20 protein-coding genes are annotated in these 22,446 nt (G+C 69.1%); 8 read left to right on the top strand and 12 right to left on the bottom strand.

All coding sequences use genetic code 11. From position 1 onward, the window contains the following. Nucleotides 1-68 precede the first annotated feature (68 nt). The 6 genes from ACFO5K_RS23545 to ACFO5K_RS23520 all read right to left on the bottom strand — a co-directional run bounded on the left by ACFO5K_RS23545 (nucleotide 69) and on the right by ACFO5K_RS23520 (nucleotide 7,162). The gene (locus tag ACFO5K_RS23545) at nucleotides 69-1,286 is read right to left on the bottom strand and encodes a lipid-transfer protein (RefSeq protein WP_378567083.1); all 1,218 of its coding nucleotides are present in this window, start codon (nucleotides 1,284-1,286) and stop codon (nucleotides 69-71) included. Beyond that, the gene (locus ACFO5K_RS23540; protein ID WP_378567080.1) at nucleotides 1,283-1,705 is read right to left on the bottom strand and encodes a MaoC family dehydratase; all 423 of its coding nucleotides are present in this window, start codon (nucleotides 1,703-1,705) and stop codon (nucleotides 1,283-1,285) included. The genes ACFO5K_RS23545 and ACFO5K_RS23540 overlap by 4 nt, the downstream gene beginning before the upstream one ends. Before the next feature lie 121 nt (nucleotides 1,706-1,826). Continuing rightward, nucleotides 1,827-2,813 (bottom strand): bifunctional MaoC family dehydratase N-terminal/OB-fold nucleic acid binding domain-containing protein, encoded by a 987-nt coding sequence (locus tag ACFO5K_RS23535; protein WP_378567077.1) that lies wholly within the window; start codon nucleotides 2,811-2,813, stop codon nucleotides 1,827-1,829. Further along, nucleotides 2,810-3,973, bottom strand: coding sequence for an acyl-CoA dehydrogenase family protein (locus ACFO5K_RS23530; RefSeq protein WP_378567074.1), 1,164 nt, complete (start codon nucleotides 3,971-3,973; stop codon nucleotides 2,810-2,812). The genes ACFO5K_RS23535 and ACFO5K_RS23530 overlap by 4 nt, the downstream gene beginning before the upstream one ends. Further along, nucleotides 3,958-5,037: an acyl-CoA dehydrogenase family protein gene (locus ACFO5K_RS23525; protein WP_378567071.1), complete on the bottom strand. Its 1,080-nt coding sequence runs from the start codon at nucleotides 5,035-5,037 to the stop codon at nucleotides 3,958-3,960. Before ACFO5K_RS23525 ends, ACFO5K_RS23530 begins: the two co-directional genes overlap by 16 nt. Before the next feature lie 4 nt (nucleotides 5,038-5,041). Next, nucleotides 5,042-7,162: an acyl-CoA dehydrogenase gene (locus ACFO5K_RS23520; RefSeq protein ID WP_378567068.1), complete on the bottom strand. Its 2,121-nt coding sequence runs from the start codon at nucleotides 7,160-7,162 to the stop codon at nucleotides 5,042-5,044. Nucleotides 7,163-7,315: 153 nt separating this feature from the next. Here ACFO5K_RS23520 and kstR point away from each other — a divergent pair, with 153 nt between their 5' ends. From kstR to ACFO5K_RS23485, 7 genes are all read left to right on the top strand, one after another. After that, on the top strand, nucleotides 7,316-7,930 hold the full coding sequence (gene kstR, locus ACFO5K_RS23515; RefSeq protein ID WP_378567065.1) for a cholesterol catabolism transcriptional regulator KstR: 615 nt from the start codon (nucleotides 7,316-7,318) through the stop codon (nucleotides 7,928-7,930). Nucleotides 7,931-8,130: 200 nt separating this feature from the next. Beyond that, complete coding sequence (gene otsB / locus ACFO5K_RS23510; RefSeq protein ID WP_378567061.1) at nucleotides 8,131-10,725, top strand: trehalose-phosphatase; 2,595 nt, start codon at nucleotides 8,131-8,133, stop codon at nucleotides 10,723-10,725. A gap of 608 nt (nucleotides 10,726-11,333) precedes the next feature. Then, a complete protein-coding gene (locus ACFO5K_RS23505; RefSeq protein WP_378568289.1) occupies nucleotides 11,334-12,197 on the top strand; it encodes a metal ABC transporter solute-binding protein, Zn/Mn family in 864 nt (287 codons plus the stop codon). Nucleotides 12,198-12,289: 92 nt separating this feature from the next. Further along, nucleotides 12,290-13,051 (top strand): metal ABC transporter ATP-binding protein, encoded by a 762-nt coding sequence (locus ACFO5K_RS23500; protein WP_378568287.1) that lies wholly within the window; start codon nucleotides 12,290-12,292, stop codon nucleotides 13,049-13,051. Then, entirely contained in the window at nucleotides 13,051-13,917 is an 867-nt protein-coding gene (locus tag ACFO5K_RS23495) for a metal ABC transporter permease (protein ID WP_378567058.1), read from the top strand. The genes ACFO5K_RS23500 and ACFO5K_RS23495 overlap by 1 nt, the downstream gene beginning before the upstream one ends. A 140-nt stretch (nucleotides 13,918-14,057) precedes the next feature. Further along, nucleotides 14,058-15,230, top strand: a complete 1,173-nt coding sequence (locus ACFO5K_RS23490; RefSeq protein WP_378567055.1) for an acyl-CoA dehydrogenase family protein — start codon at nucleotides 14,058-14,060, stop codon at nucleotides 15,228-15,230. Between the two features lie 59 nt (nucleotides 15,231-15,289). After that, entirely contained in the window at nucleotides 15,290-16,093 is an 804-nt protein-coding gene (locus ACFO5K_RS23485; protein ID WP_378567052.1) for an enoyl-CoA hydratase/isomerase family protein, read from the top strand. A gap of 2 nt (nucleotides 16,094-16,095) precedes the next feature. Here the strand turns inward: ACFO5K_RS23485 and ACFO5K_RS23480 are convergent, their stop codons facing one another. The 6 genes from ACFO5K_RS23480 to carD all read right to left on the bottom strand — a co-directional run bounded on the left by ACFO5K_RS23480 (nucleotide 16,096) and on the right by carD (nucleotide 21,368). Beyond that, nucleotides 16,096-16,374 carry a DUF4190 domain-containing protein gene (locus ACFO5K_RS23480; RefSeq protein ID WP_378567049.1) on the bottom strand — a complete coding sequence of 93 codons (279 nt, stop codon included), beginning with the start codon at nucleotides 16,372-16,374 and terminating at the stop codon, nucleotides 16,096-16,098. A 775-nt stretch (nucleotides 16,375-17,149) separates the two neighbouring features. Further along, nucleotides 17,150-18,133 carry a 23S rRNA (guanosine(2251)-2'-O)-methyltransferase RlmB gene (gene rlmB, locus ACFO5K_RS23475; protein WP_378567047.1) on the bottom strand — a complete coding sequence of 328 codons (984 nt, stop codon included), beginning with the start codon at nucleotides 18,131-18,133 and terminating at the stop codon, nucleotides 17,150-17,152. Then, nucleotides 18,133-19,536, bottom strand: a complete 1,404-nt coding sequence (gene cysS / locus ACFO5K_RS23470) for a cysteine--tRNA ligase (protein ID WP_378567044.1) — start codon at nucleotides 19,534-19,536, stop codon at nucleotides 18,133-18,135. The genes rlmB and cysS overlap by 1 nt, the downstream gene beginning before the upstream one ends. 119 nt (nucleotides 19,537-19,655) lie before the next feature. Further along, nucleotides 19,656-20,123, bottom strand: coding sequence for a 2-C-methyl-D-erythritol 2,4-cyclodiphosphate synthase (gene ispF, locus ACFO5K_RS23465; protein WP_378567041.1), 468 nt, complete (start codon nucleotides 20,121-20,123; stop codon nucleotides 19,656-19,658). Then, nucleotides 20,120-20,878, bottom strand: a complete 759-nt coding sequence (gene ispD, locus ACFO5K_RS23460) for a 2-C-methyl-D-erythritol 4-phosphate cytidylyltransferase (protein ID WP_378567038.1) — start codon at nucleotides 20,876-20,878, stop codon at nucleotides 20,120-20,122. Before ispD ends, ispF begins: the two co-directional genes overlap by 4 nt. Before the next feature lies 1 nt (nucleotide 20,879). Then, on the bottom strand, nucleotides 20,880-21,368 hold the full coding sequence (gene carD, locus ACFO5K_RS23455) for an RNA polymerase-binding transcription factor CarD (RefSeq protein WP_019044685.1): 489 nt from the start codon (nucleotides 21,366-21,368) through the stop codon (nucleotides 20,880-20,882). 351 nt (nucleotides 21,369-21,719) lie between these two features. On the opposite strand from carD, the gene ACFO5K_RS23450 reads away from it, so the two are divergent. Then, nucleotides 21,720-22,415 (top strand): hypothetical protein, encoded by a 696-nt coding sequence (locus ACFO5K_RS23450; protein WP_378567035.1) that lies wholly within the window; start codon nucleotides 21,720-21,722, stop codon nucleotides 22,413-22,415. The last annotated feature ends 31 nt before the right edge of the window (nucleotides 22,416-22,446 follow it).

The following is a 22,446-nucleotide window of genomic DNA, read 5'->3' as shown; positions in this document are numbered from 1 at the left end:
GTGCGAGGGACCATAGGGACGGCAGGAAACGATGGAGCATCGGGAAAGCGTCCGGGGAAGAAACTGCGTCAGGCGGTGAGTACCAGTCCCGAGGTCGGCACGCCGGTGCCGGCGGTGACGACGATGCGTTCGAGGTCGGTGACCTGGTTCACCGAGGTTCCACGGATCTGGCGGACCGCCTCGGCGATGCCGTTCATGCCGTGGATGTAGGCCTCCCCGAGCTGCCCGCCGTGGGTGTTGAGCGGCAGCCGCCCGCCGAGTTCGATGGCACCGTCGGCGATGAAGTCCTTGGCTTCGCCGCGGGCGCAGAAGCCGAGTTCTTCGAGCTGCATGAGCACGAAGGGGGTGAAGTGGTCGTAGAGCACGGCGGCTTGCATGTCGGCGGCGCGCAGGCCGCTCTGGGCCCAGAGCTGGTCACCGACCAACCCCATTTCGGGCAGACCGGTCATGGCGTCGCGGTAGTAGCTGGTCATCACGTACTGGTCGGCGCCGCTGCCCTGCGCCGCGGCCGCGATGATCGCCGGGCGTTGCGGGAGGTCGCGGGCGCGTTCGGCACTGGTGACCACGATGGCGACACCACCGTCGGACTCCTGGCAGCAGTCGAGCAGGTGCAGCGGTTCGGCGATCCAGCGTGACTGCTGGTGCTGTTCCAGCGTGATCGGCTTGCCGTGGAAGAACGCGTGGGGATTCACCGCGGCGTGTTTGCGGTCGGCCACCGCCACGGCCCCGAAATCGGCACTGGTAGCGCCGGTGACGTGCATGTACCGGCGCGCGACCATCGCCACCTGCGCGGCCGGGGTGCCGAGTCCCTGCGGATAGGCCCAGCCCGCGTCGATGCCCGAAGAAGTGGGTGCGGCGGCCAGCGCCGGTGAGAACTGCCCGAACCTGGCGCCGGACCGTTCGTTGAACGCGCGGTAGGCGACCACCACATCGGCGACGCCGGTGGCCACCGCCATCGCCGCCTGCTGCACCGTGGCGCACGCCGCGCCACCGCCGTAACCGATGTGACTGAAGAACTTCAGGCTCGGGATGCCGACCGCCCTGGCCACGGCGGCCTGGGTGTTGGTGTCCATGGTGAAGGTGGTCAGCCCGTCCACGTCAGCGGGCGTGAGACCCGCGTCGGCCAGCGCGGCGCTGACAGCCTCCGCGGCCAGCCGCAATTCGCTGCGGCCGGAGTCCTTGGAGAAATCGGTGGCGCCGATGCCGGCGATGGCGGCGCGACCGGACAGGCTGTTGCGCTCGCGCGCCGCGTCGGGGCGCGCGGAACCGCTGGATGGCGTGCTCATTTCGACTCCAGATCCGGAATGGTGATGACCGCGGTGGCCGTGATGTGTTCGCCGAGGCTGTCGCGGCCGCGCACGTCGATGGTGAGCTGCGTGCCCTCGACCGCGGTGACCGAACCCGAAAGGGTCAGGGTGTCACCGGCGTACAGCGGTACGCCCAGGCGCAACGCGATGGACTTCACCAGTGCGCGCGGGCCCGCCCAGTCGGTGACGAAGCGCTGTACCAGGCCGGTATCGGTGAGGATGTTGACGAAGATGTCGTCGGATCCCCGCTGTACGGCCTTGTCGCGGTCGTGGTGCACATCCTGGAAATCCCTGGTGGCCAGGGCGGTGCTGATCACGAACGTCGGGTCGGCGTGGATCACCAGCTCGGGCAGGACTGTTCCCGCCGGACACGCGGCCGGATCGATGGAGGTCGTCACTGAATGGTCCCTTCCCTACGGTCGGAGCGAGTCGGTGGCGCGATCCGGCCGGTCGCGCGTAGTCGAGTACGACCGCTGCGCAGCCGCACGGCAGCGCTGCCTGCGCCGATGTTCAGAACAGTCACCGGGTGGCCTGCCAGTAGGGCAGAACCGTGCCGTCGGTGAGCTTTTCGAAGGCGGCGCGCACCGGGAGGTCGATGCTCACCTCGGCCGGGTCGATACCGCGCAGCTCGCCGAGCATCCGCACACCCTCGTCGAGCTCGACCAGGGCCACCACGAACGGCAGGTCCCGGCCGGGCACCTTCGGCGCGTGGTGCACGACGAAGCTGAACACCGTGCCGGTGCCCGCGGCCACCACATAGTCGGTGAGCTCGGACTTGTCCTGCCACAGCGCCGGTACCGGCGGGTGACGCAGGGTGCCGTCGGGCAGACGTTGGATACGCAGCTCACCGACTTCGGTGCCGGCCCAGAAGAACTCGGTGTCGCGTGAGATCACCGGGCCCACACGATCCGCCGGGGCGACCGTGTGCCCCTGGTCGGCAGCGGCCTCGGTGGGGTTCGCGGTCACCGTACCGGGCGCGAATTTCAGGATGCGGAACAGCATTTCAGTGACCACCTCGTCACCGACGCACCAGGTGGTGGTGAAGGTGAGGAACCAGCCGTCACCGAGCCCGGTGCGCTTGGGGCCCTTGAATTCCGAGAGCCGGCTGGTGACGGTCACCTCCTCGCCGGGGCGCAGGTAGCGGTGGTAGGTCTGTTCGCAGTTGGTGCCGACGACGGAGGTGTAGCCCGCGTCGTCGAGCAGTTGGGTGGCCAGGCCCAGCGGGTCGTCGGCGGTGCGGACGCCGTGCAGGCCGTTCATCGTCCACACCTGCGCCATGGCGGGCGGGGCGACGATGCCGGGATGACCGGCGGCCCGGGCGGCGGCGTCGTCGACATAGATCGGGTTGGTGTCGCCGATCGCCTCGACCCAGTTGTTGATCATCGGCTGGTTCACCGGGTCGCGACCGGCCCGCGGCGCGGACGGCCCGCCCGCGGCCAGCTTCGACAGTGCTTCTGGAATCTGTTCTGGGGTGACACTTTCCGGCACGCCCGGCTCCTTGCTCATCGGGGCACGCGCGGCAGTTCCAGGCCGGCCGAGGCCACCAGTTCGCGCATGATCTCGTTGACGCCGCCGCCGAAGGTGACGACGAGGTTCTGTTTGGTGCGCCGGTCCAGCCAGCCGAGCAGTTCGGCGGTATCGGATTCGGCGGGGTCGCCGTAACGGCCGACGACCTCCTCCACCACCCGGCCGGCGTCCTGCAGCGCTTCGGTGGAGAAGATCTTGGTGGCCGAGGCGTCGGCGATCACGGTGTTCTGTGCGGCGGCCGGGTCGGCGGCGGCGACCTGCCAGTTCAGTAGCTCGTTGAGCCGCACCATGGTTCGCACCCGGCCAAGCGCCCGCCGCACATCGGGCTCCTCGAGCAACCGGTGCGCGGCCGACCAGTCGCGCAGGCGGTTGTAGAGCTGCTCGATCTTGCCCGAGGGGCCCAGGCTGACCCGCTCGTGGTTGAGCTGGGTGGTGATCAGCCGCCAGCCCCGGTTCTCCTCGCCGACGAGCATCTGCGCCGGCACCCGCACGTCGTCGAAGTAGGTGGCGTTGGTGTGGTGGGCGCCGTCGCAGGTGATGATCGGCGTCCACGAGTAACCGGGATCCGAGGTGTCGACGATGAGGATCGTGATCCCCCGGTGCCGGGATTCGACGGTGCCGGTGCGACAGGCCAGCCACACGTAGTCGGCTTCGTGCGCGCCGGTGGTGAAGATCTTCTGACCGTTGACGATCCAGTCGCCGTTGTCGTCGCGCACCGCGGTGGTGCGCAGGGCGGCCAGATCGGTGCCCGCCGACGGCTCGGAGTAGCCGATGGCGAAATGCAGGTCACCGGCGAGGATTCCGGGCAGGAACTTCTTCTTCTGTTCCTCGGTGCCGTACTTCTGCAGCGTGGGGCCGACGGTCAGCAGGGTCACCAGCGGCAGCGGCACATCCGCGCGCACCGCCTCGTTGAAGAAGATCTGCTGTTCCATCGGGCCGAAACCCTGGCCGCCGAATTCCTTCGGCCAGCCCACGCCCAGCCAGCCGTCCCGGCCCATCCGGCGCACCACCTCGCGGTAGGCGTCGCCGTGCCGGTCGGTGGCCATGGCCGCGGCTTCGGCCGGGGAGATCAGGTGAGCGAAATAGGAACGCAATTCCTCGCGCAACCGCCGCTGTTCGGCGGTCAGATCGATGAACATCTTGCCCCCAGGAGGTCGAGCCGCAGGTCCGCGCCGCCGAGCATGCGGGCGAGATCTTTGGCCTGTGAGTAGTAGCGGTGCATCGAGTGGGTGATATCCACACCCAGTCCACCGTGCAGGTGATGACATTTCTGCATGGCGCGCGGAACTTCGGCGGCGGCCCAGTAGGCGAGCACGTCGAGGTCTTCGTCGATGCGGTGCTGATGTTCGGGCGACGGATCGGTCTGGGCCAGCGCCCAGCAGGCCGATTCCGCGGCCACGTGCAGGGTGCGCGAGACCACGTACAGGTCGGCGATCTGCTGGGCCACGGCCTGGAATTCGGCCAGCGGCCTGCCGAACTGTTCCCTGGTGCGCACGTGTTCGGCGGTGAGCGTGATCGCGCCCTTGAGCAGTCCGTCGGCCACCGCGCCGATGGTGGCCAGCGCGTGGCGGTGCAGGGTGGGCAGTACGTCGGGCAGCAGTTGCTCGGCCGGGATCTCGACCTCGTCGAGTACCAGCGTCGCCTCCGGAGCACCCGCCGAGCCCGCGACCGCGATGACTTCGAGTCCCGGCGTCACCGCCTCGACCAGCGCGACACCGGCGTCGGTGGGCACCAGGATCCAGCGCGCCTGCTCGGCGTAGAGCACGCCGGACTTGCGGCCGGTGATGCGCACCGTCTGCCCCGTTCGCACGGCCTTGGTGGCCGGTGCGGTGGTGAACGGCGCGCCCGGCTCGTTGAGGGCGGCGGTGAGCACGATGCCCTTGCCGACCTCGGCGAGTACCCGCTCGGCCAGCTCGTCGGACAGCGCGCCCAGCAGTGGCAGCACGCCGAATCCGAAGGTCGGCAGCGCGGGTACCGCCACCGCGTCGGTGGCCAGCTCCATGAGCAGGGCCGACACTTCGAGCAGGCCCATGCCGTCGCCACCGAAACGCTCGGGTACGGGGACCGCGAGCAGGCCGGAGTCGATCAGGCTGGGCCACAATTCCATGTCGCGGGCCCGCTCACGTTCGAGCAGGCTCACAACCACCTCGGCTACAGCGTCGGCGCTTTCGTCGCGGGTGAAGTCCACGGCGTCCTCCCTCATCGAGCTAACTGTCCGCATCGCGCGGCAGGCCGAGAATCCGTTCGGCAGCCACGGTCAGCAGGATCTGCTCGGTACCGCCCGCGATGGACAGACAGCGTGTGAGCAAGAATTCTTTCAGAACGTCACTGTCCAGGGAACCTTCTTCGCCGGAAAGTTCCAGGGCGCATTCGGCGAGCTCCTGCCGGTGCCGGACACCGACGAGTTTCCGGACGCTCGCCTGGGCTCCCGAGTCGACTCCGGCCATTGCCGCCTCCGCGATTCGCTGTTCCAGCAACGAACCAGCAACCGAGGAGGTGATCAGCTCGCCGAAACGGTCTTCCCGCAACTCTGTTCCCCACCCGCTGGGCGGGAAACGGTCGATCAGCGCCTCCAGGGCGCCGCCGATGCCGCCGCCACCCATCGCGACCCGCTCGGCCGACAGCGTGGTGCGCGCGATCTTCCAACCGTTGTTCAGCGCACCGACCAGGCAATCGTCGGGCACGAACACATCATCGAGGAAGACCTCGCTGAACCGCTCCTCACCGGTGATCTGCACCAGCGGGCGCACCTGCACGCCCGCGGCGCGCATGTCCACCAGGAAGTAGCTGATGCCGCGATGCTTGGCGGCCGCCGGATCGGTGCGCGCCAGGCAGATGCCCCAGTTCGCGGTCGACCCCAGAGAGGTCCACACCTTCTGACCGCGCAGCACCCAGCCGCCGTCGACCCGCTCGGCGGTGGTGCGCAGTGCGGCCAGATCGGAGCCGGCGCCGGGTTCGCTGAACAGCTGGCACCAGATCACCTCACCGTGCAGGGTCGGCCACACGAAACGGTCGATCTGGTCCGCGGTGCCGAAGCGCAACAGCGTGGGCACGGCCCAGCCCGCCACGGCGAGGTCGGGGGTTTCCAGCCCGGCGCGGCGCAGTTGCTCGGCGATGCGCAGACACGTCATCGGGTCGGCGTCGCGCCCGTAGGGCTTGGGCCAGTGCGGCATGACCATGCCCGCCGTCACCAGGGCGCGCGCCTGCTCCTCGGGAGCGAGCGCGGCGACAGCGGCGATCTCTGCGGTCAGCGCGCTGTCGTCCACCGCGTCGCCCAGTACCCGCGCGGCGCCGGTGGTGCGGCGCTGTCCGGCCCTGGTGAGCTCGGTGACCCGGGCCCGCCAGCGCGCCGACCCGCCGAGCAGCTGGCGCAGGGAGCTGGCGCGGCGCAGGTAGAAGTGCGCGTCGTGTTCCCAGGTGAAGCCGATACCGCCGAGCACCTGGATGGCGTCCTTGGCGGTGTCGACCGCGGCGTCGAGCGCGGTGGCCGCGGCCACGGCGGCGGCGATGGGCAACTCCGCGGCACCCTCGTCGATCGCGGCGGCGGCGTCGGCGGCCACGGCGCGAATCAGCTCGGTGCGGCACAACATCCACGCGCACAGGTGCTTGATCGCCTGGAAGCTGCCGATCGGCTTGCCGAATTGTTCACGGACCCTGGCGTATTCGACCGCGGTGCGCAGACACCAGCCCGCCACCCCGGCCAGCTCGGCCACCGCGAGGGCGACGAACAGATCGGTGACATCGGCCGCCGGCGCGAAAGCGTGCTCCGGCGCGACAACCACCGCGCTCGCGCTGACCTCGGCCACCGGCATGGTGAGATCGCCGCCGGACTGCGGGGTGATCGTCACCGCCGCAGCGGGTATCAGCAGCCAGCGAACCCCGTCGCCGGTATTCGCGGGCACCAGCACCTGCGTCTCGGCGTCGGCGCCGTAGACGAACCGCCAAGTGCCCGTGACGGTCCAGCCCCGTGCGTCGGAACCGACCGCCGAGGCATCCGGTTCGCCGGGGACGGCGACGCCACACGGTGTGCCGTCGACCACACCGCCGGTGATGATCCCGGCCAGCGCGGTGGCCAGCACCGGACCGCCGACCAGGTCGTCGGCGGTCTGTTCCAGCAGCACGGCCAGATCGGCGACCGTGCCGCCCAATCCGCCGTGATCTTCGTCGAGCGCGACCTGGAACAGGCCGAACTCGGTCAGTGCGGGCCAGTACTCGCGCCAGCTTCCGGCGCCGCGAGCCCGCGTTGTTGCAATCGGCGCGACCGAACCCGCCCAGCTCCGCAGCGACTCCGCGGCGGCTTTGTGCTCGTCAGTGGTGGCGATGGTCACAAGAAAATCCGCCCTTCCGGCGTGGTTCCCACTCCTAGAACATGTTCTAATATCTGGGGCCGGTATAAGTCAAGAGACCTACACTGGCGGATGCTCCAGGCGCACTCCGCGTGCAGCTCGACCGAAACAGAACTCAGCGAAAGGGTTTCCACGATGGACAGTCCCGCCCCCACGCCCACCGTGACCACGCTGTCCGAGGACGAGCTGAGTTCCAACGCCCAGCGCGAGCGCCGCAAGCGCATCCTCGACGCCACCCTCGCGCTGGCCTCCAAAGGCGGCTACGACGCCGTGCAGATGCGCGCGGTCGCCGAACGCGCCGACGTCGCCGTCGGCACCCTGTACCGCTACTTCCCGTCCAAGGTGCACCTGCTCGTCTCGGCGCTGGCCAGGGAGTTCGAGCAGTTCGAGGGCAAGCGCCGGCCACTACCCGGCGACGGCCCGTCCGAGCGCATGCACGGCCTGCTCACCCAGATCACCCGGATGATGCAGCGCGACCCGCTGCTCACCGAAGCCATGACCCGCGCGTTCATGTTCGCCGACGCCTCGGCCGCGGTGGAAGTGGACCGGGTCGGCAAGGTGATGGATCGCGTGTTCGCCCGGGCGATGAGCGACGGTGAACCCGACGACCGCCAGCTGGCCATCGCCAGGGTGATCTCGGATGTGTGGCTGTCGAACCTGGTGGCCTGGCTCACCCGGCGCGCGTCCGCGACCGACGTCACCGAACGGCTCGAGCTCACCGTCGACCTGCTGCTGGGCGATCGCGGATAGTTAGCCCACCGTCCCGACGCGCCGTGACCTCGAAGAACAGGTCGGCCAACGCCGGGCGGAAGTCCGAAATTTGCCGCGAAGTCGCGAGCGGCGGCCGACATCCACCGCCGAACACTCCCCGCGCCGCCGACCCGGCAGAGTTGACGCAGTATTGTTTTTCGCGCCCCCTGAACAACTCCTCCGATCACTAGGTTGGATGCGTGAGCGCACAGGAATTGCCCATGGATGTCCGCCGTGCACTGGCGTCGGCCGCGCGCGTGCCACGGCTGCTGGTTGCCTCGGACTACGACGGGACCATCGCCCCGATCGTGTCCGACCCGGCGAAGGCGTTTCCCCAACGGGAATCGGTGAGCGCGCTACGCGCGCTGGCCGGACTCGCCAATACGACTGCCGCGGTGATCTCCGGGCGGGCACTGCGAGATCTGGCCGCCCTGTCCCGGTTGCCCGTCGAGGTACAGCTGATCGGCAGCCACGGCTCGGAATTCGACGTGGGCTTCGTGCACGCGATCGACAACGACGCCCGGCAACTGCTCACCGAGATCAATGCCGCGTTCCGGCAGATCGCCGCCGACAACCCCGGCGTGGCCGTGGAGATGAAACCGGCCAGTGCCGCACTGCACGTGCGCAACGCCGCTCCCGAAATCGCCAGGCGCGCAATCGATGCCGTGCGCCACGGCCCGGCGTGCTGGGTGGGCGTGCAGGTCACCGAGGGTAAAGCGGTGATCGAACTCGCGGTGATCCCGACCGACAAGGGCACCGCCCTCGACACCATCCGCCACCAGGAGAGCGCCTCGGCCACGGTGTTCTTCGGTGACGACGTCACCGACGAGAAGGCGTTCCGGGTGCTCTCTGGCCCCGACGTCGGCATCAAGGTCGGCGACGGCGAAAGCCTGGCCAAGCTGCGGGTGGCCTCCACCGAGGACGTCGCACGCGCGCTGGCGTTCCTGGTCGAAGAGCGGCGCACCTGGCTGGCCGGGGCGAGCGCGCCCCCGATCGAGCGACTGAGCATGCTGGCCAGCCCGCGTTCGGTCGCCCTGCTCACCCCCGACGCGACGGTCACCTGGTTCTGCCACCCCGAACCGGATTCGGCGGCGGTGTTCGCGCACCTGCTCGGCGGCGCGGCGGCCGGGCATTTCAGCGTGACGCCGGAGCGGGCCAGTCTGCCGCTGTCGCAGCGCTACGTCGACGGCACGATGACCGTCGAAACCCGTTGGTCGAGCCTGCAAGTGGCCGACTACCTGCCCCACGACGTGGCACCCAACCGCACCGACCTCACCCGCGTGATCACCGGCACCGCGAAGGCCGTCGTGGATTTCTCCCCGCGCCCGGAATTCGGTCAGGTGCCGGTGAAGATCGAAATGGTGCGTGGCGGGCTGCAGGTGAGCGGCACCAACGACCCGATGGTGCTGCGCTCCCCCGGCGTCGAGTGGGAGATCCTGTCCGACGGCATCAACGAGCAGGCGCGCGCGGTGGTCGATCCGTCCACCGGCCCCGTCCTGCTCGAACTGCGATGCGGCACCGCCGACCTCGCGCCCTCGATGACGCCGGAACCGCAACGCCGCCAGCTCGCCGAACAGTACTGGCTGCAGTGGGCGTCGAGCCTGCAACTGCCACCGCTCAAGCCTGACCTGATGAAGCGTTCGGCGCTCACCCTGCGCGGACTGGTCCACCGCCCGTCGGGGTCGATCCTGGCCGCGGCCACCACCTCGCTGCCCGAGGACATCGGCGGCGTACGCAACTGGGACTACCGCTACTGCTGGCTGCGCGACGCCTCGCTCACCGCCCAGGCCCTGGTGCACCTCGGCTCGCTCACCGAGGCCGAGGAATTCCTCGACTGGGTACACAAGGTGCTGCTCACCCTGCCCGGACCCGAACGCCTGCACCCGCTGTACACCATCTACGGCGAGACGCTGCCCCCGGAAGCCGTCATCGACCTGCTGCCCGGTTACGCCGGGTCGCGGCCGGTCCGCGTGGGCAACGCCGCCAACATGCAGGTGCAGCTCGACGTGTTCGGTCCGATCGTCGACCTGATCACCACGATGGCGCGTGAACGCGAACGCCAGGGCATCATCGACCCCGCCAAGGCGCTGCCCGACGCCGACTGGGAACTGGTGCACGCCATGGTCTCGGCGGTACAGCGGCGCTGGACCGAACCCGACCACGGCATCTGGGAGATCCGCGGCAACCCCCGCCACCACGTGTACTCCAAGGTGATGGGCTGGCTGACGATCGAACGCGCGCTCGCCCTCGCCGAACGCTTCGACCGCGTCGCCGACCCGGAGTGGGCCTCGTTGCGCGACACCATCGCCGACGAGGTGAAGACCAAGGGCTGGAACGACGAGGTGCAGTCCTACACCGCCGCCTACGACGGCACCGACCTCGACGCCGCCACCCTGCACATCGGCCTGAGCGGCCTGATCGACCCCGACGACCCGCGTTTCGCCGCGACCGTGGTGGCCACCGAAGCCGAACTGCGCAGCGGCGCGACGGTGTACCGCTACCACCACGACGACGGTCTGCCCGGCGGCGAAGGCGGCTTCCACCTGTGCGCCGCCTGGCTGGTGGAGGCCTACCTGCTGATCGGCAGGCGCTCCGACGCCGAAGCGCTGTTCACCCAGCTCGTCGACGTCGCGGGGCCGACGGGCCTGCTCAGCGAGGAGTACGACCCGGTCGCCGAACGCTCCCTCGGCAACCACCCACAGGCCTACAGCCACATCGGCCTGCTGCGCTGCGCCCAACTACTGAGCGAGCAGATCCGCCTCCCCGTGACTTCGGGCTCACCCGCCTCCCCGTGACTTCGGGCCGGACTCAGGTGCGGGGAGGTTTGGGGAGGCGGCAAGCTTCGCGTTCGTGGGTGGGTCAGCCGCTGGCCGGTGAGTTACCCATGTGCTCACCTGCTGCTCCGCGACGTTGCGCCCGGCTCGGGTGCGTGGAGGCCGCGGAAGCGGCAAGCTTCGCGTTCGTGGGTGGGTCAGCGGCTGGCCGGTGAGTTACCCATGTGCTCACCTGCTGCTCCGCGACGTTGCGCCCGGCTCGGGTGCGTGGAGGCCGCGGAAGCGGCGAGCTACGCGTTCGTGGGTCGTCGTCAGCCCGTGCCGGGTGGGTTACCCAGGTGCTCACCCGGGTGCTCTGCGGCGTCACGCCGGACTCATGCGCTTGTCGCCCGAGGCGGCTGGCCGGGCCGAGAGGCGGCGAGCTACGCGTTTGCAGGTGGGCGGGTTGTGCTCGGTGAGTTGCCTATGCGCTGGTGGCACGGGGCGTAGTTTTGCGGCCTCGTGTACAGGTCGGCGACGGTCCTGCTAATCTAAAACGGTAACGATTTCCATTATGATCTGGGGCACAACTGTGTGCACCTGATCGTGCATCGCCCCAGGAGTACCGCGTGAACAGTCGATTCGCCCGCATGTGTGCCGGTCTCACGGCGGGAGCGGTGGCCGCGGTCGTGCTCACGGCCTGCGGCGGCAGCTCCACCGAATCCGATACGCCATCGATCGTCGCCTCCACCGATGTGTGGGGCTCGATCGCGAGCGCGGTCGCCGGGACGGACGCACAGGTGGATTCGATCATCACCGACCCCGCCGCCGACCCGCACTCCTTCGAGACCTCCGCCACCGACACCGCCAAGATCAGCGACGCCGACCTGGTGGTGTTCAACGGTGGCCACTACGACGAGTTCATCGAGCAGGCCATCTCGGGTAAGGACAAGCGCACCGTCGAGGCGTTCGAGCAGCGCACCGACAAGAGCGACGACAACGAGCACGTCTGGTACGACATCACCACCGTCGCCGCCGTCGCCGACCGCATCGCCGCCGAACTCGGCGAGATCGACGCCCCCAACGCCACCGCCTACACCGAGCGCGCGGTCACCTTCAAGAACCAGCTGATGGGTGTCAGCGCCATCACCGGCGCCATCGCCACCCAGTTCCCCGGCTCCCCCGTCGCCCAGTCCGAGCCGCTGGCGCACTACCTGCTCGTGGCCGCCGGTGCGCAGGACAAGACCCCGCACGAGTTCCAGGAAGCGATCGAGCAGGAGACCGACCCGGCCCCGGCCGCCGTCGCCGCCACCCGCGACCTGATCACCGGCAAACAGGTGAAGGCACTGATCTACAACGTGCAGACCCAGGGCAAGATCACCGAAGACCTGCGCGCGGCCGCCCAGACGGCCGGCATCGCGGTGGTCGAGGTGTCGGAAACCCTGCCCGAGGGCGTCGACTACGTCCAGTGGCAGACCGCCAACGCCCAGGCGCTCGCCGCGGCACTGCGCTGACCGTGTCCGGGCCGATGACCGAGACCACCGCGCTGCCGCAGACCGCGCGCCCCACCCGGGCCGACGCGGCGATCAGCCTCGACTCGGCGACCATGTCGTTCGGCGATCGCACCCTGTGGCGCGACCTCGACCTCGAGGTGGCCCCGGGTGAGTTCATCGCCGTCCTCGGCCCCAACGGCTCCGGCAAGACCTCGCTGCTGCGGGTGCTGCTCGGCCGGCTCGGGCTGAGCTCGGGCAGCGCGCGGATCGCGGGCAAACCGGCTCGCGTGGGCCATCCGGGCATCGGTTACATCCCGCAACAGAAGACCATCGACTCCGGTGTACAGCTACGCGGCGTCGACCTGGTCGGTCTCGGGGTCGACGGGCATCGCTGGGGACTGGGCTGGCGTCGGCGCGGCGAGCGGGCGAAGAAGGTCGACGCCGCCATTGAGGCGGTCGGCGCCCAGCGCTTCGCGCACGCCCCGCTCGACACACTCTCCGGCGGCGAACAGCAGCGGTTGCGGGTCGCGCAGGCCATGGTGGGCGACCCCTCGGTCCTGCTGTGCGACGAACCGCTGCTGAGTCTGGACCTGGCCAATCAGCGGATGGTCGCCGAACTCGTCGACCGGCGCCGCCGCGAGCACGACACGGCGGTGCTGTTCGTGACTCACGAGATCAATCCGATCCTGCCGCTGGTCGACCGGGTGCTGTACCTGGTCGACGGTGAGTTCCGGGTGGGCACACCCGAGCAGGTGATGACCTCGGAAACGCTGTCGGAGCTCTACGGCACCGAAGTCGAGGTGCTGCGGGTCCGTGGCCGGCTGGTGGTCGTCGGCACCGGCGACGACATGGACGCGCTGGGCGGAACCGCCTGATGGACAAGCTCACCAAGGTGCTGGAACAGATGTTCGCCTTCGGCACCACCGCCGACCTGCTCAGCTACGACTTCGTGCAGCAGGCCCTGCTGGCCAGCGCGCTGCTCGGCTTGCTGGCCGGATTGATCGGGCCGCTGATCGTCAGCAGGCAGATGTCGTTCGCCGTGCACGGCACCAGCGAACTCTCGCTCACCGGCGCGTCGGCGGCCCTGCTCGCCGGAGTCGGCGTCGGACTCGGCGCGATCGCCGGTTCGGTGGTCGCCGCCGTGCTGTTCGGCTGGCTCGGCTCGCGGGCGCGCGAACGCGACTCGGTGATCGCGGTGGTGCTCTCCTTCGGACTCGGCTTGTCGGTGCTGTTCCTGTGGCTGGCCCCCGACCGGGCCGGATCCAAGTTCTCACTGCTCACCGGCCAGGTCGCCAGCGTCGGCTACGACGGCCTCGCGCTGCTGCTCACCTGCTCGGCGGCCGTGCTCGCGGTACTCACCGTGGTGTACCGGCCGCTGCTGTTCGCCAGCACCGACCCCGAGGTCGCGATCGCGCGCGGGGTGCCGGTGCGGGCGCTGTCGGTGGTGTTCGCGGTGCTGCTCGGCATCACCGCCGCCTTCGGTGTGCAGATCGTCGGCGCGCTGCTGGTCCTCGCCCTGCTGATCACCCCCGCCGCCGCGGCCGCGCAGATCACCTCGAGTCCGCTGCGGGCCACCGTGCTGTCGGTGATCTTCGCCGAGGTGGCTGCCGTGGGCGGACTGCTGCTGTCGCTGGCGCCCGGGGTGCCGGTATCGACTTTCGTCACGGGTATCTCGTTCACGATCTACCTGGTGTGCCGCGTCATCGGCCACCGCAATCGGCAACTCGCACCCGCTCGCTGACCTCCCCCGCACCTCCGTGCGAAACCCGCGGCCGGCACGCTCTCGGCTGCGCAGCGGCTTCGGCTCAGCGCCCGAGAAAAGACCACGAACACAACGCCGAGAACCCAGCGGCGCCGGCACGCATGATCCAGTATTCATTCATGATCGATTTTTCTGTGCCGGAGGGCCTCACGGCACTACGTGACCGGGTGCGCGACTTCGTCACCGAGAAGATCGTGCCCTTCGAGCGCGATCCACGGCTCACCGCGCACGGTCCGAACGACGAACTGCGCGCCGAACTCGTCGAACTGGCCCGCGCCGAAAACCTGCTCACCGTGCAGGCGCCGGTGGAGTACGGCGGCCTGGGACTGAGCCATGTCGAACAGGCCCTGGTCTACGAGGCAGCCGGGTGGTCGACGCTGGGGCCGGTCGCGATGAACTGCGCCGCACCCGACGAAGGCAACATGTACCTGCTCGGCAAGATCGCCGACCCCGAACAGATCGACCGGCATCTGATGCCGATGATCCGCGGCGAACAGCGCTCGGTGTTCGCGATGACCGAACCGGACGGGGCGGGCTCGGACCCCGGCCAACTGCGCACCGAGGCGGTCTTCGACGGCGAGAATTTCGTGATCAACGGCCGCAAATGGCTGATCACCGGTGCCGACGGTGCCCAGACCTGGATCATCATGGCCCAGCTCGCCGAGAACCCGCACCTGCCCGCCGGGCCCACCCTGTTCCTCGCCGAAGCCGGCGACCCCGGCATCGTGATCGAGCGGATCATGAACACGATGGACCGCAACTACGTCGGCGGCCACGCGGTGGTGCGATTCGAGAACCTGGCCCTGCCCGCGACCGCGGTCCTCGGGCGCACCGGCCAGGCCATGCGCTACGCCCAGCTGCGTCTCGCACCCGCCCGGCTCACCCACTGCATGCGCTGGCTCGGCGCCGCCGCCCGCGCCCAGCACATCGCGATCGACCACGCGCGCACCCGCACCGCGTTCGGCAAGCCGATCGGCGAACACGAGGGTGTGTCGTTCATGCTCGCCGACAACGAGATCGCCCTGCACCAGTGCCGGCTCACCATCTGGCACACCTGCTGGCTGATGGACCAGGGCCAGCAGGCCAGGCACGAGTCGTCGATGGCCAAGAGTTATGTCTCCGAGGAACTGTTCAAGGTCACCGACCGGTGCGTGCAGGTGCTCGGCGGCATCGGGATCAGCGACGAGACGGTGATCGAGATGCTGTTCCGGGACATGCGCGCGTTCCGCCTCTACGACGGGCCCACCGAAGTGCACAAGTACGCCATCGGCAAGCACCTGCTGCGAGAGTGAACACCGACCACGCGCCCGCCCCCCGCGCCGATGCCGGCTCGCTAGTACCATTCGGACCCATGAGTTCGGAACTGCTCGTCGATGTCTCCGCCGGCGTTGCGGTGCTCACGCTCAATCGTCCCGCCCAGCAGAACGCGGTCACCCCCCGGATGGCCACCGAGCTCAGCGCCGCGCTACACCGCTGCGACATCGAGGACGCGATTCGCGCCGTGGTGATCACCGGAACCGCCCCCGCGTTCTGCGCCGGCGCCGACCTCTCCGCGCGAGCGGGTGAGGCCAGCGCCACCCTCGAGCCACCGCCGTGGCAGGTCCGTAAGCCGGTGATCGCCGCCGTGAACGGGCACGCGGTGGGTATCGGCCTGGCCTTGGCCCTGCAATGCGACCTGCGCTATTTCGCCGACGACGCCGTCTACGGACTGAACCAGGTGCGGCGCGGGGTGCTCGCCGACGGCTACGCGCACTGGACGGTGCCGCGCCTGGCCGGGATCGCCAATGCCGCCGACATCATGCTCACCGGACGCACCTTCGACGGCGACGAAGCCAAGTCGATGGGCCTGGCCAACGCCAGCCTGCCCGCCGGCGAAGTGCTGCCCACCGCGCTGGCCGTGGCCCACGACCTCGCGAGTGGCCCCGCACCGCTGCCGGTCGCACTGACCAAACGGCTGATCTGGGAGAGCCTGGCCATGACCCCAGCCGTGGTGGGCCAACTCGAGTCCGAACTGAACGCGCACGTGACCAAGAGCATCGACGGTGGCGAGGCGATGACGGCGTTCAAGGAGCGTCGCCAGCCGAACTGGACCGGCAGCATCAGTGAGGAATGGCCCGCCTGGGACGCCCCCGGCGAGCGCCCCGGCCTGGACTGAGTTCAGAAGTTCCCGTTGCAGGACCCCGCCAGATACAGCAACGCGAACAACACCATCATGATGGTGCCGATGATGCCGGCGATATAGCCGATGAGCACCTGCACCCGCCCACTGAGCGCACCGTAGGAGTCATCGATCTCGTTGAGCGCCCGCTTGCCCAGCGTCCACGCGATGGGCCCGAAGATCCCACAGCAGAACGGACTGAGCAGCCCGAGCACGAGGATCATGTTGGCCTGCGGGTGCTCGACCGTTTCGCCGATCGGTTGATTAGGGATCGCCACGCACCGAATTGTACTGCGCAGGAGGACCCCTGACGCCGCTCTACGCGCGCAGACCCCCAACTCGAACCCCCCGGCACCCCAAGACAACCGAGCGAGCATTCGGCACCACCACATCCGAATGCGGCCTGCCACCCCAGCACCATCCGCCAGCCCACCGCAGCCTTCCGGCACGGGGTAGTCGTGCAATTCACCGTTCCCGAATCAGAAACTGACCGTCAGCAGCCCGATTACGCCGACCGACCGCTCAACACCACTGAGCCCGCCATCGACCGCACTCCGAACCACCCGGCCTCCCCGGAGCGCACCACTCTCCCGCACTCCCAGCGGCCCGGCACCACCGAAGTGCGCCACCCTCCCGCACTCCCAGCTGCCCGGCACCGCTGGAGCGCGCCACTCTCCCGCACTCCCAGCGGCCCAGCACCACCGAACTGCGCCACCCTTCCGCACTCCCAGCCGCCCGGCACCACCGAACTGCGCCACCCTCCCGCACTTCGAATCACCCGGCCTCCCCGGAGCGCGCCACTCTCCCGCACTCCCAGCCCCGCCCTCCCCGACCTCGAGGAGGGGACGCCGCGAAGCGGCGTAGCGGCCCGGCCGCGAGTTAGTCGCCGTTGCGTCCGCGGCACAGCCGCCAGCAACGGCGGCTAACTCGCGGCCCCCAGGGGCCGCGCTCGAGCGCGCCAGCGCTCCAAAAACACAGCCCACACCGTTCCCCAACACCACACACCAAATCCCCCGGGCCCCGCCAACAACACGGCACCCCACCTACAGAACCTCAGCCCAGCCGACGCTGCCGAGCAATATCAGCAAGCACCACACCAGCCGCAACCGAAGCATTGAGCGACTCAACCGGCCCAGCCATCGGAATACTCAAAATCGAGTCACAGGTCTCACGAACCAGCCGCGAAAGCCCCTTACCTTCAGACCCGACCACAACCACCGTCGGCACACTCCCGTCGAATTCGTCGAGGGCAGTGTCGCCACCCGCGTCGAGCCCGACGATCTGGATACCTTGGGACGCCCAGTCCTTCAACGTCCGGGTGAGGTTGGTAGCCCGGGCAACGGGCAGCCGCGCGGCAGCACCGGCACTGGTGCGCCATGCCACCGCGGTGACGGCGGCACTACGACGCTGCGGAATAACCACACCTTGACCGCCGAACGCGGCCACCGAGCGGATCACCGCGCCGAGGTTGCGCGGGTCGGTGATGTTGTCCAGGGCCACCAGCAGCGCAGGTTCGGCGGTGGACTTGACCCGGTCCATCAGGTCGTCGGGGTGGGCGTAGCGGTACGGCGGCACCTGCAGGGCCACGCCCTGGTGCATACCGTTGGCGCTCAACCGGTCCAGGTCGGTGCGCGGCACCTCGAGGATGGAGATCCCCAGGTCGGCGGCGCGTTGCACGCTTTCGGAGAGCCGGTCGTCGTTTTCGGTGCCGACGGCCACGTACAGCGCGGTCGCGGGTACCTCGGCGCGCAGGCATTCCAGCACCGGGTTACGGCCGAGTACCAACTCCGGGCCCTCGTCGGACTTGCGTCCGGCGCGTGGCACCCCGGACTTGCCGGTGGGTCGGCCCTGCGCCGCTTTGGCTTTGGCCGCGGCGGCGGCCCGTTTGGATGCGGGGTGCTTGGTGCGTTCGACCGCGGGCGGGGTCGCGCCCCGGCCTTCGAGGCCGCGACGGCGCCTGCCGCCGGAGCCGACGACGGCACCCTTCTTGGTGCCGCCCTTCCTGATCGCTCCGCGTCGCTGTGAATTGCCTGCCATCAGTTCGCCTTTCCGCTAGCTGCGCCCAGCGACCATTCCGGCCCCTGCGGGGTATCGGTGACTTCGATACCCGCCGCGATGAGCCGATCCCGTGCGGCATCGGCTTCTGCCCAGTTCTTCTCCGCGCGTGCGTTCGCCCGGCGATCCAGCTCGGTGCGGATCAGCACGTCGAGCGCGCCGAGCGCCGCCGAGTTGTCGGCGCCGCGGTACCAGTGTTCGTCGAGGGGGTCGACGCCGAGAATGCCCAGCATCGCCCGGACCTGGCCGGCCAGTTCCACCGCGGCTTCGAGCGCACCCGATTCCAGCACCCGGTTGCCCTCGTGCACCACATTGTGGATTTCGGCGAGTGCTTTGGGTACCGCCAGGTCTTCGTCGAGGGCGGCGGCGAAGGTGTCGGTCCATTTGCCGACCGGCACCGCACCGGCCCGGTCCAGCACCCGCTGTACGAAGGCCTCGATGCGCTGGTACGACGAGACGGCGTCGTCGAGTGCTTTGTCGGAGTATTCGAGCATCGACCGGTAGTGCGCGCTGCCCAGATAGAATCGCAATTCCACCGGGCGCACCCGGGTGAGCACATTGGGCACCGACAGCACATTGCCGAGCGATTTCGACATTTTGTCCCCGCCGAGGGTGACCCAGCCGTTGTGCAGCCAGTATCGCGCGAAACCGTCACCTGCCGCCTTGGACTGGGCGATTTCGTTCTCGTGGTGCGGGAAGACCAAATCCAATCCGCCGCAATGGATATCGAATTCGGACCCGAGATAGAACTCGGCCATCGCGGAGCATTCCAGGTGCCAGCCGGGGCGACCGGGGCCCCAGGGCGACGGCCAGCTCGGCTCGCCCGGCTTGGCGGCTTTCCACAGCGTGAAATCGCGGGGGTCACGTTTGCCGCGGGTGGGGGTTTCGCCCTGGTGCACATCGTCGAGTTTGTGGCCGGACAGTTCGCCGTAATTCGGCCAGCTCAGCACGTCGAAATAGACATCGCCGCCGACGGCGTAGGCGTGCCCGCGCTCGATCAGCCGTTCCATCAGACCGACCATCTGGGTGATGTGGCCGGTGGCGCGGGGTTCGGCTGAGGGCGCCAGCACACCGAGGGTCTCGTAGGCGGAATCGAACGCACGCTCGTGCGTGGCCGCCCATTCCCACCACGGTCGGCCCGCTTCGGCGGCTTTGCTCAGGATCTTGTCGTCGATATCGGTGACATTGCGGATGAACTGCACGTCGTAGTCGTGGGCCAGGAGCCAGCGGCGCAGCACGTCGAACGCGACACCGCTGCGCACGTGACCGATATGCGGCTGCCCCTGCACAGTGGCCCCACACAGATACACCGAGGCACGGCCGGGGACCAGCGGGGTGAATTCCCGCATGGTCCGCGTGTCGGTGTCAAAAAGGCGCAAGGTCACGGCATTCGATCCTAGTCGGTGGGATGACGGTGGGGATGACCGGCCGGTTCGTGGCCGGTCGCGATTGTGCTGCGACGCGATGATGCGATCGCGGCGGGGAGTTTCGTACCCGTGACGGGCTACGAACACGCCTCTAACAAACAGGTGGCGATCGCGGCGACACCCTCACCGCGCCCGGTCAGGCCGAGCCCGTCGGTGGTGGTGCCCGACACCGAGATCGGCGCGTCGAGCAGTTCGCCGAGAACCTTTTGCGCCTCGGTGCGGCGGGGGCCGATCTTCGGACGGTTGCCGATCACCTGCACCGCGGCATTGACGACTGCGTAGCCTTCTTCGGCGAGCAGCCTACGCACTTCGGTGAGCATGGCGGCACCGGTGACATTCGCCCACTCGGGGCGGCCGACACCGAACACGGCGCCCACGTCACCCAGCCCCGCGGCTGAGAGCAGCGCGTCGCAGAGGGCGTGGGCGGCGACGTCGCCGTCGGAGTGGCCGGCGCAGCCGTCGGCATCGGGAAACAGCAGCCCGGCCATCCAGCACGGACGACCCGGCTCGATGGGGTGCACGTCGCTACCGATACCGACTCTCATCGGAGGACCGCCTGCTCGGCGGCGGTCGTGGTGTCGCTGGACCGACCCGCCCGGTCGGAAGCCGCGCCGTCGGCCAAGAGCGCTTCGGCCAGGCGCAGGTCGAGTGGAGTGGTGATCTTGAAGGCCAGCGGGTCGCCGGGGACCGTTCGCACGGCGGTGCCGAGGCGTTCGACCAGGCCGGCGTCGTCGGTGGCGCCGACCTCGGTGGCGTAGGCGCGGCGCAGGAGTTCGGCTCCGAAGCCCTGGGGCGTTTGGATGGCGCGCAGGTGCGCGCGGTCGGGAGTGCCGGTGACCACGCCGGTGTCATCGACCGATTTCACGGTGTCGACGACCGGTAGGGCGGGTACGACAGCCGGACTACCCGCGTGTAGCTCGGCGGCCACCCGCGCGATGAGTTCCGGCGGGGTGAGCGCGCGAGCGGCGTCGTGTACGAGGAAATGTCCGGCGTCGGGCGCGGCCGCGATGCCGGCGCGCACCGAATCGGTGCGCTCGGCGCCACCGGCGACCACCTGCACCGGCACAGGGGGCATCGAACCGCCGGTCAGCGAGGTGGTGGACAGCAGTGTGGACGCGACGTCGACCAGTTCGGCGGGCACGACGACGACAACCCGGTGCACCGCACCGGACGCGATCAGCCCGTCGACGGCCAGCCGGACCATAGGTGTGCCGCCGACCGGAACGAACGCCTTCGGGGTGGTTTCACCCAGACGCACGCCACGACCGGCGGCAGGGACCAGTGCTACAACAGGTCGCACTCTAGGAAGCCGCGGCGAGGACCTCGTCGAGCAGCGATTCGGCCTTGCCGTCGTCGGTGCCCTCAGCGAGCGCGAGCTCACCGACGAGAATCTGACGAGCCTTGGCCAGCATCCGCTTCTCACCGGCGGACAGGCCACGGTCCTGCTCACGACGCCACAGGTCGCGAACCACTTCGGCCACCTTGTTCACATCGCCGGAGGCGAGTTTCTCGAGGTTGGCCTTGTAACGGCGGGACCAGTTGGTCGGCTCCTCCGTGTGTGGCGCGCGCAGCACCTGGAAGACGCGGTCGAGACCTTCCTGGCCGACGACGTCGCGGACGCCGACGTATTCAGCGTTCTCCGCGGGAACCCGAACAGTCAGGTCGCCTTGTGCGACCTTCAGGACCAGATACTCTTTCTGCACACCCTTGATGGTGCGAGTCTCGATAGCTTCGATCAGCGCCGCTCCGTGGTGGGGGTAAACGACGGTGTCTCCGACCTTAAAAATCATGTGTCCCGTGCCCCTTTCGATGTTCACAGTTTAACATGCGACTCGGTAACGGCGCGATCAACTGTGCAGGTCAGGGCCACAACGAGCCGATCGTAGGGGTTGACAACACAGAATTGTTGTGCATTGTGTTGTGGCAGAACGGGTTAACTGCCAGCACAGGGCCCGGTATTCGCGCCGCGCGCACCCGGCATCGATGCGGCAACCCCGCTCGAGACGCCGAACCGTTACTTCCGGTCCCGCGCGTCGCGAGCCCGGGCGCCACGCGCGCGAAGCGAACTACTACGCTGCCTAGTTACTACCCTTCGCCCCCGGTGGGGACGGAGTGAGCCCGGTCGACATGGAGGACAAACCGTGACTGCCCTGAAAGCTGTGACCGCCCCGTCGGCGCGACGTCGCATGGTGACGGTTGCCGCGCTCGCCGCTGCCGCGGGCCTCGCCCTGACCGGCTGCAGTGCCGGCCAGCACACCCAGACCTCGTCGCAGGCCCCCGCGATCAACGGCAACAACGCCGACATCGGCGCCATCGCGCTGCGCAACGTGCACATCGTGTACCCCGAGTCCGCCGACGGCCACGGCAAGGGCGGCAAGGCCGCGCTGGCGCTGACCATCGTGAACAGCAGCGAGACCGTCACCGACGAGCTGACCAGCGTGAGCACCGACCTCGGCCCGATCACGATCACCCCGCCCGGTGGCGACGGCAAGTTCGAGCTCGAGCCGCAGCAGACCGTGGCGGTCGGCCCGGTCGCGGCCGACGCGGCCCCGGCCGGCGACGATCACCACGACACCACCCCGGCTGCCCCGACCAGCGCCGCGGCACCCACCACCGCGGGCGGCGACACCCCGTCCCTGGATCCGCAGGCCGAACCGGCGAAGATCGAGATCGACGGCCTGGCCGAGGAGATCACCCCCGGCCTGACCTACTCGGTGACCTTCAACTTCAAGGACGCGGGCACCGTGGAGGTGGCCGTCCCGGTCGACGCCGCCGACGCCGAACGCATCGAGAACGACATGTCGGGCCCCGCGCCCGAGGGCGCGGGCGGTCACTGACACCACCCGCCGAGCAAGCCGTCGCGATCCG

The sequence above is a fragment of the Nocardia halotolerans genome (genome assembly GCF_042650145.1).
GTDB classification, from domain to species: domain Bacteria; phylum Actinomycetota; class Actinomycetes; order Mycobacteriales; family Mycobacteriaceae; genus Nocardia; species Nocardia halotolerans.
This window is presented reverse-complemented; position numbering and strand designations above follow the sequence as displayed.

Coding starts and splice junctions, on each gene's coding strand:
- rlmB (WP_378567047.1), bottom strand. CDS start 18,133: ATGGCAGGCAATTCACAGCGACGCGGAGCGATCAGGAAGGGCGGCACC.
- ACFO5K_RS23530 (WP_378567074.1), bottom strand. CDS start 3,973: ATGTTCATCGATCTGACCGCCGAACAGCGGCGGTTGCGCGAGGAATTG.
- ispF (WP_378567041.1), bottom strand. CDS start 20,123: ATGAGAGTCGGTATCGGTAGCGACGTGCACCCCATCGAGCCGGGTCGT.
- ACFO5K_RS23505 (WP_378568289.1), top strand. CDS start 11,334: ATGTGTGCCGGTCTCACGGCGGGAGCGGTGGCCGCGGTCGTGCTCACG.
- ACFO5K_RS23545 (WP_378567083.1), bottom strand. CDS start 1,286: ATGAGCACGCCATCCAGCGGTTCCGCGCGCCCCGACGCGGCGCGCGAG.
- ACFO5K_RS23525 (WP_378567071.1), bottom strand. CDS start 5,037: ATGAGGGAGGACGCCGTGGACTTCACCCGCGACGAAAGCGCCGACGCT.
- ACFO5K_RS23485 (WP_378567052.1), top strand. CDS start 15,290: ATGAGTTCGGAACTGCTCGTCGATGTCTCCGCCGGCGTTGCGGTGCTC.
- ACFO5K_RS23535 (WP_378567077.1), bottom strand. CDS start 2,813: ATGAGCAAGGAGCCGGGCGTGCCGGAAAGTGTCACCCCAGAACAGATT.
- kstR (WP_378567065.1), top strand. CDS start 7,316: ATGGACAGTCCCGCCCCCACGCCCACCGTGACCACGCTGTCCGAGGAC.
- ACFO5K_RS23490 (WP_378567055.1), top strand. CDS start 14,058: ATGATCGATTTTTCTGTGCCGGAGGGCCTCACGGCACTACGTGACCGG.
- ACFO5K_RS23495 (WP_378567058.1), top strand. CDS start 13,051: ATGGACAAGCTCACCAAGGTGCTGGAACAGATGTTCGCCTTCGGCACC.
- ACFO5K_RS23500 (WP_378568287.1), top strand. CDS start 12,290: ATGTCGTTCGGCGATCGCACCCTGTGGCGCGACCTCGACCTCGAGGTG.
- carD (WP_019044685.1), bottom strand. CDS start 21,368: ATGATTTTTAAGGTCGGAGACACCGTCGTTTACCCCCACCACGGAGCG.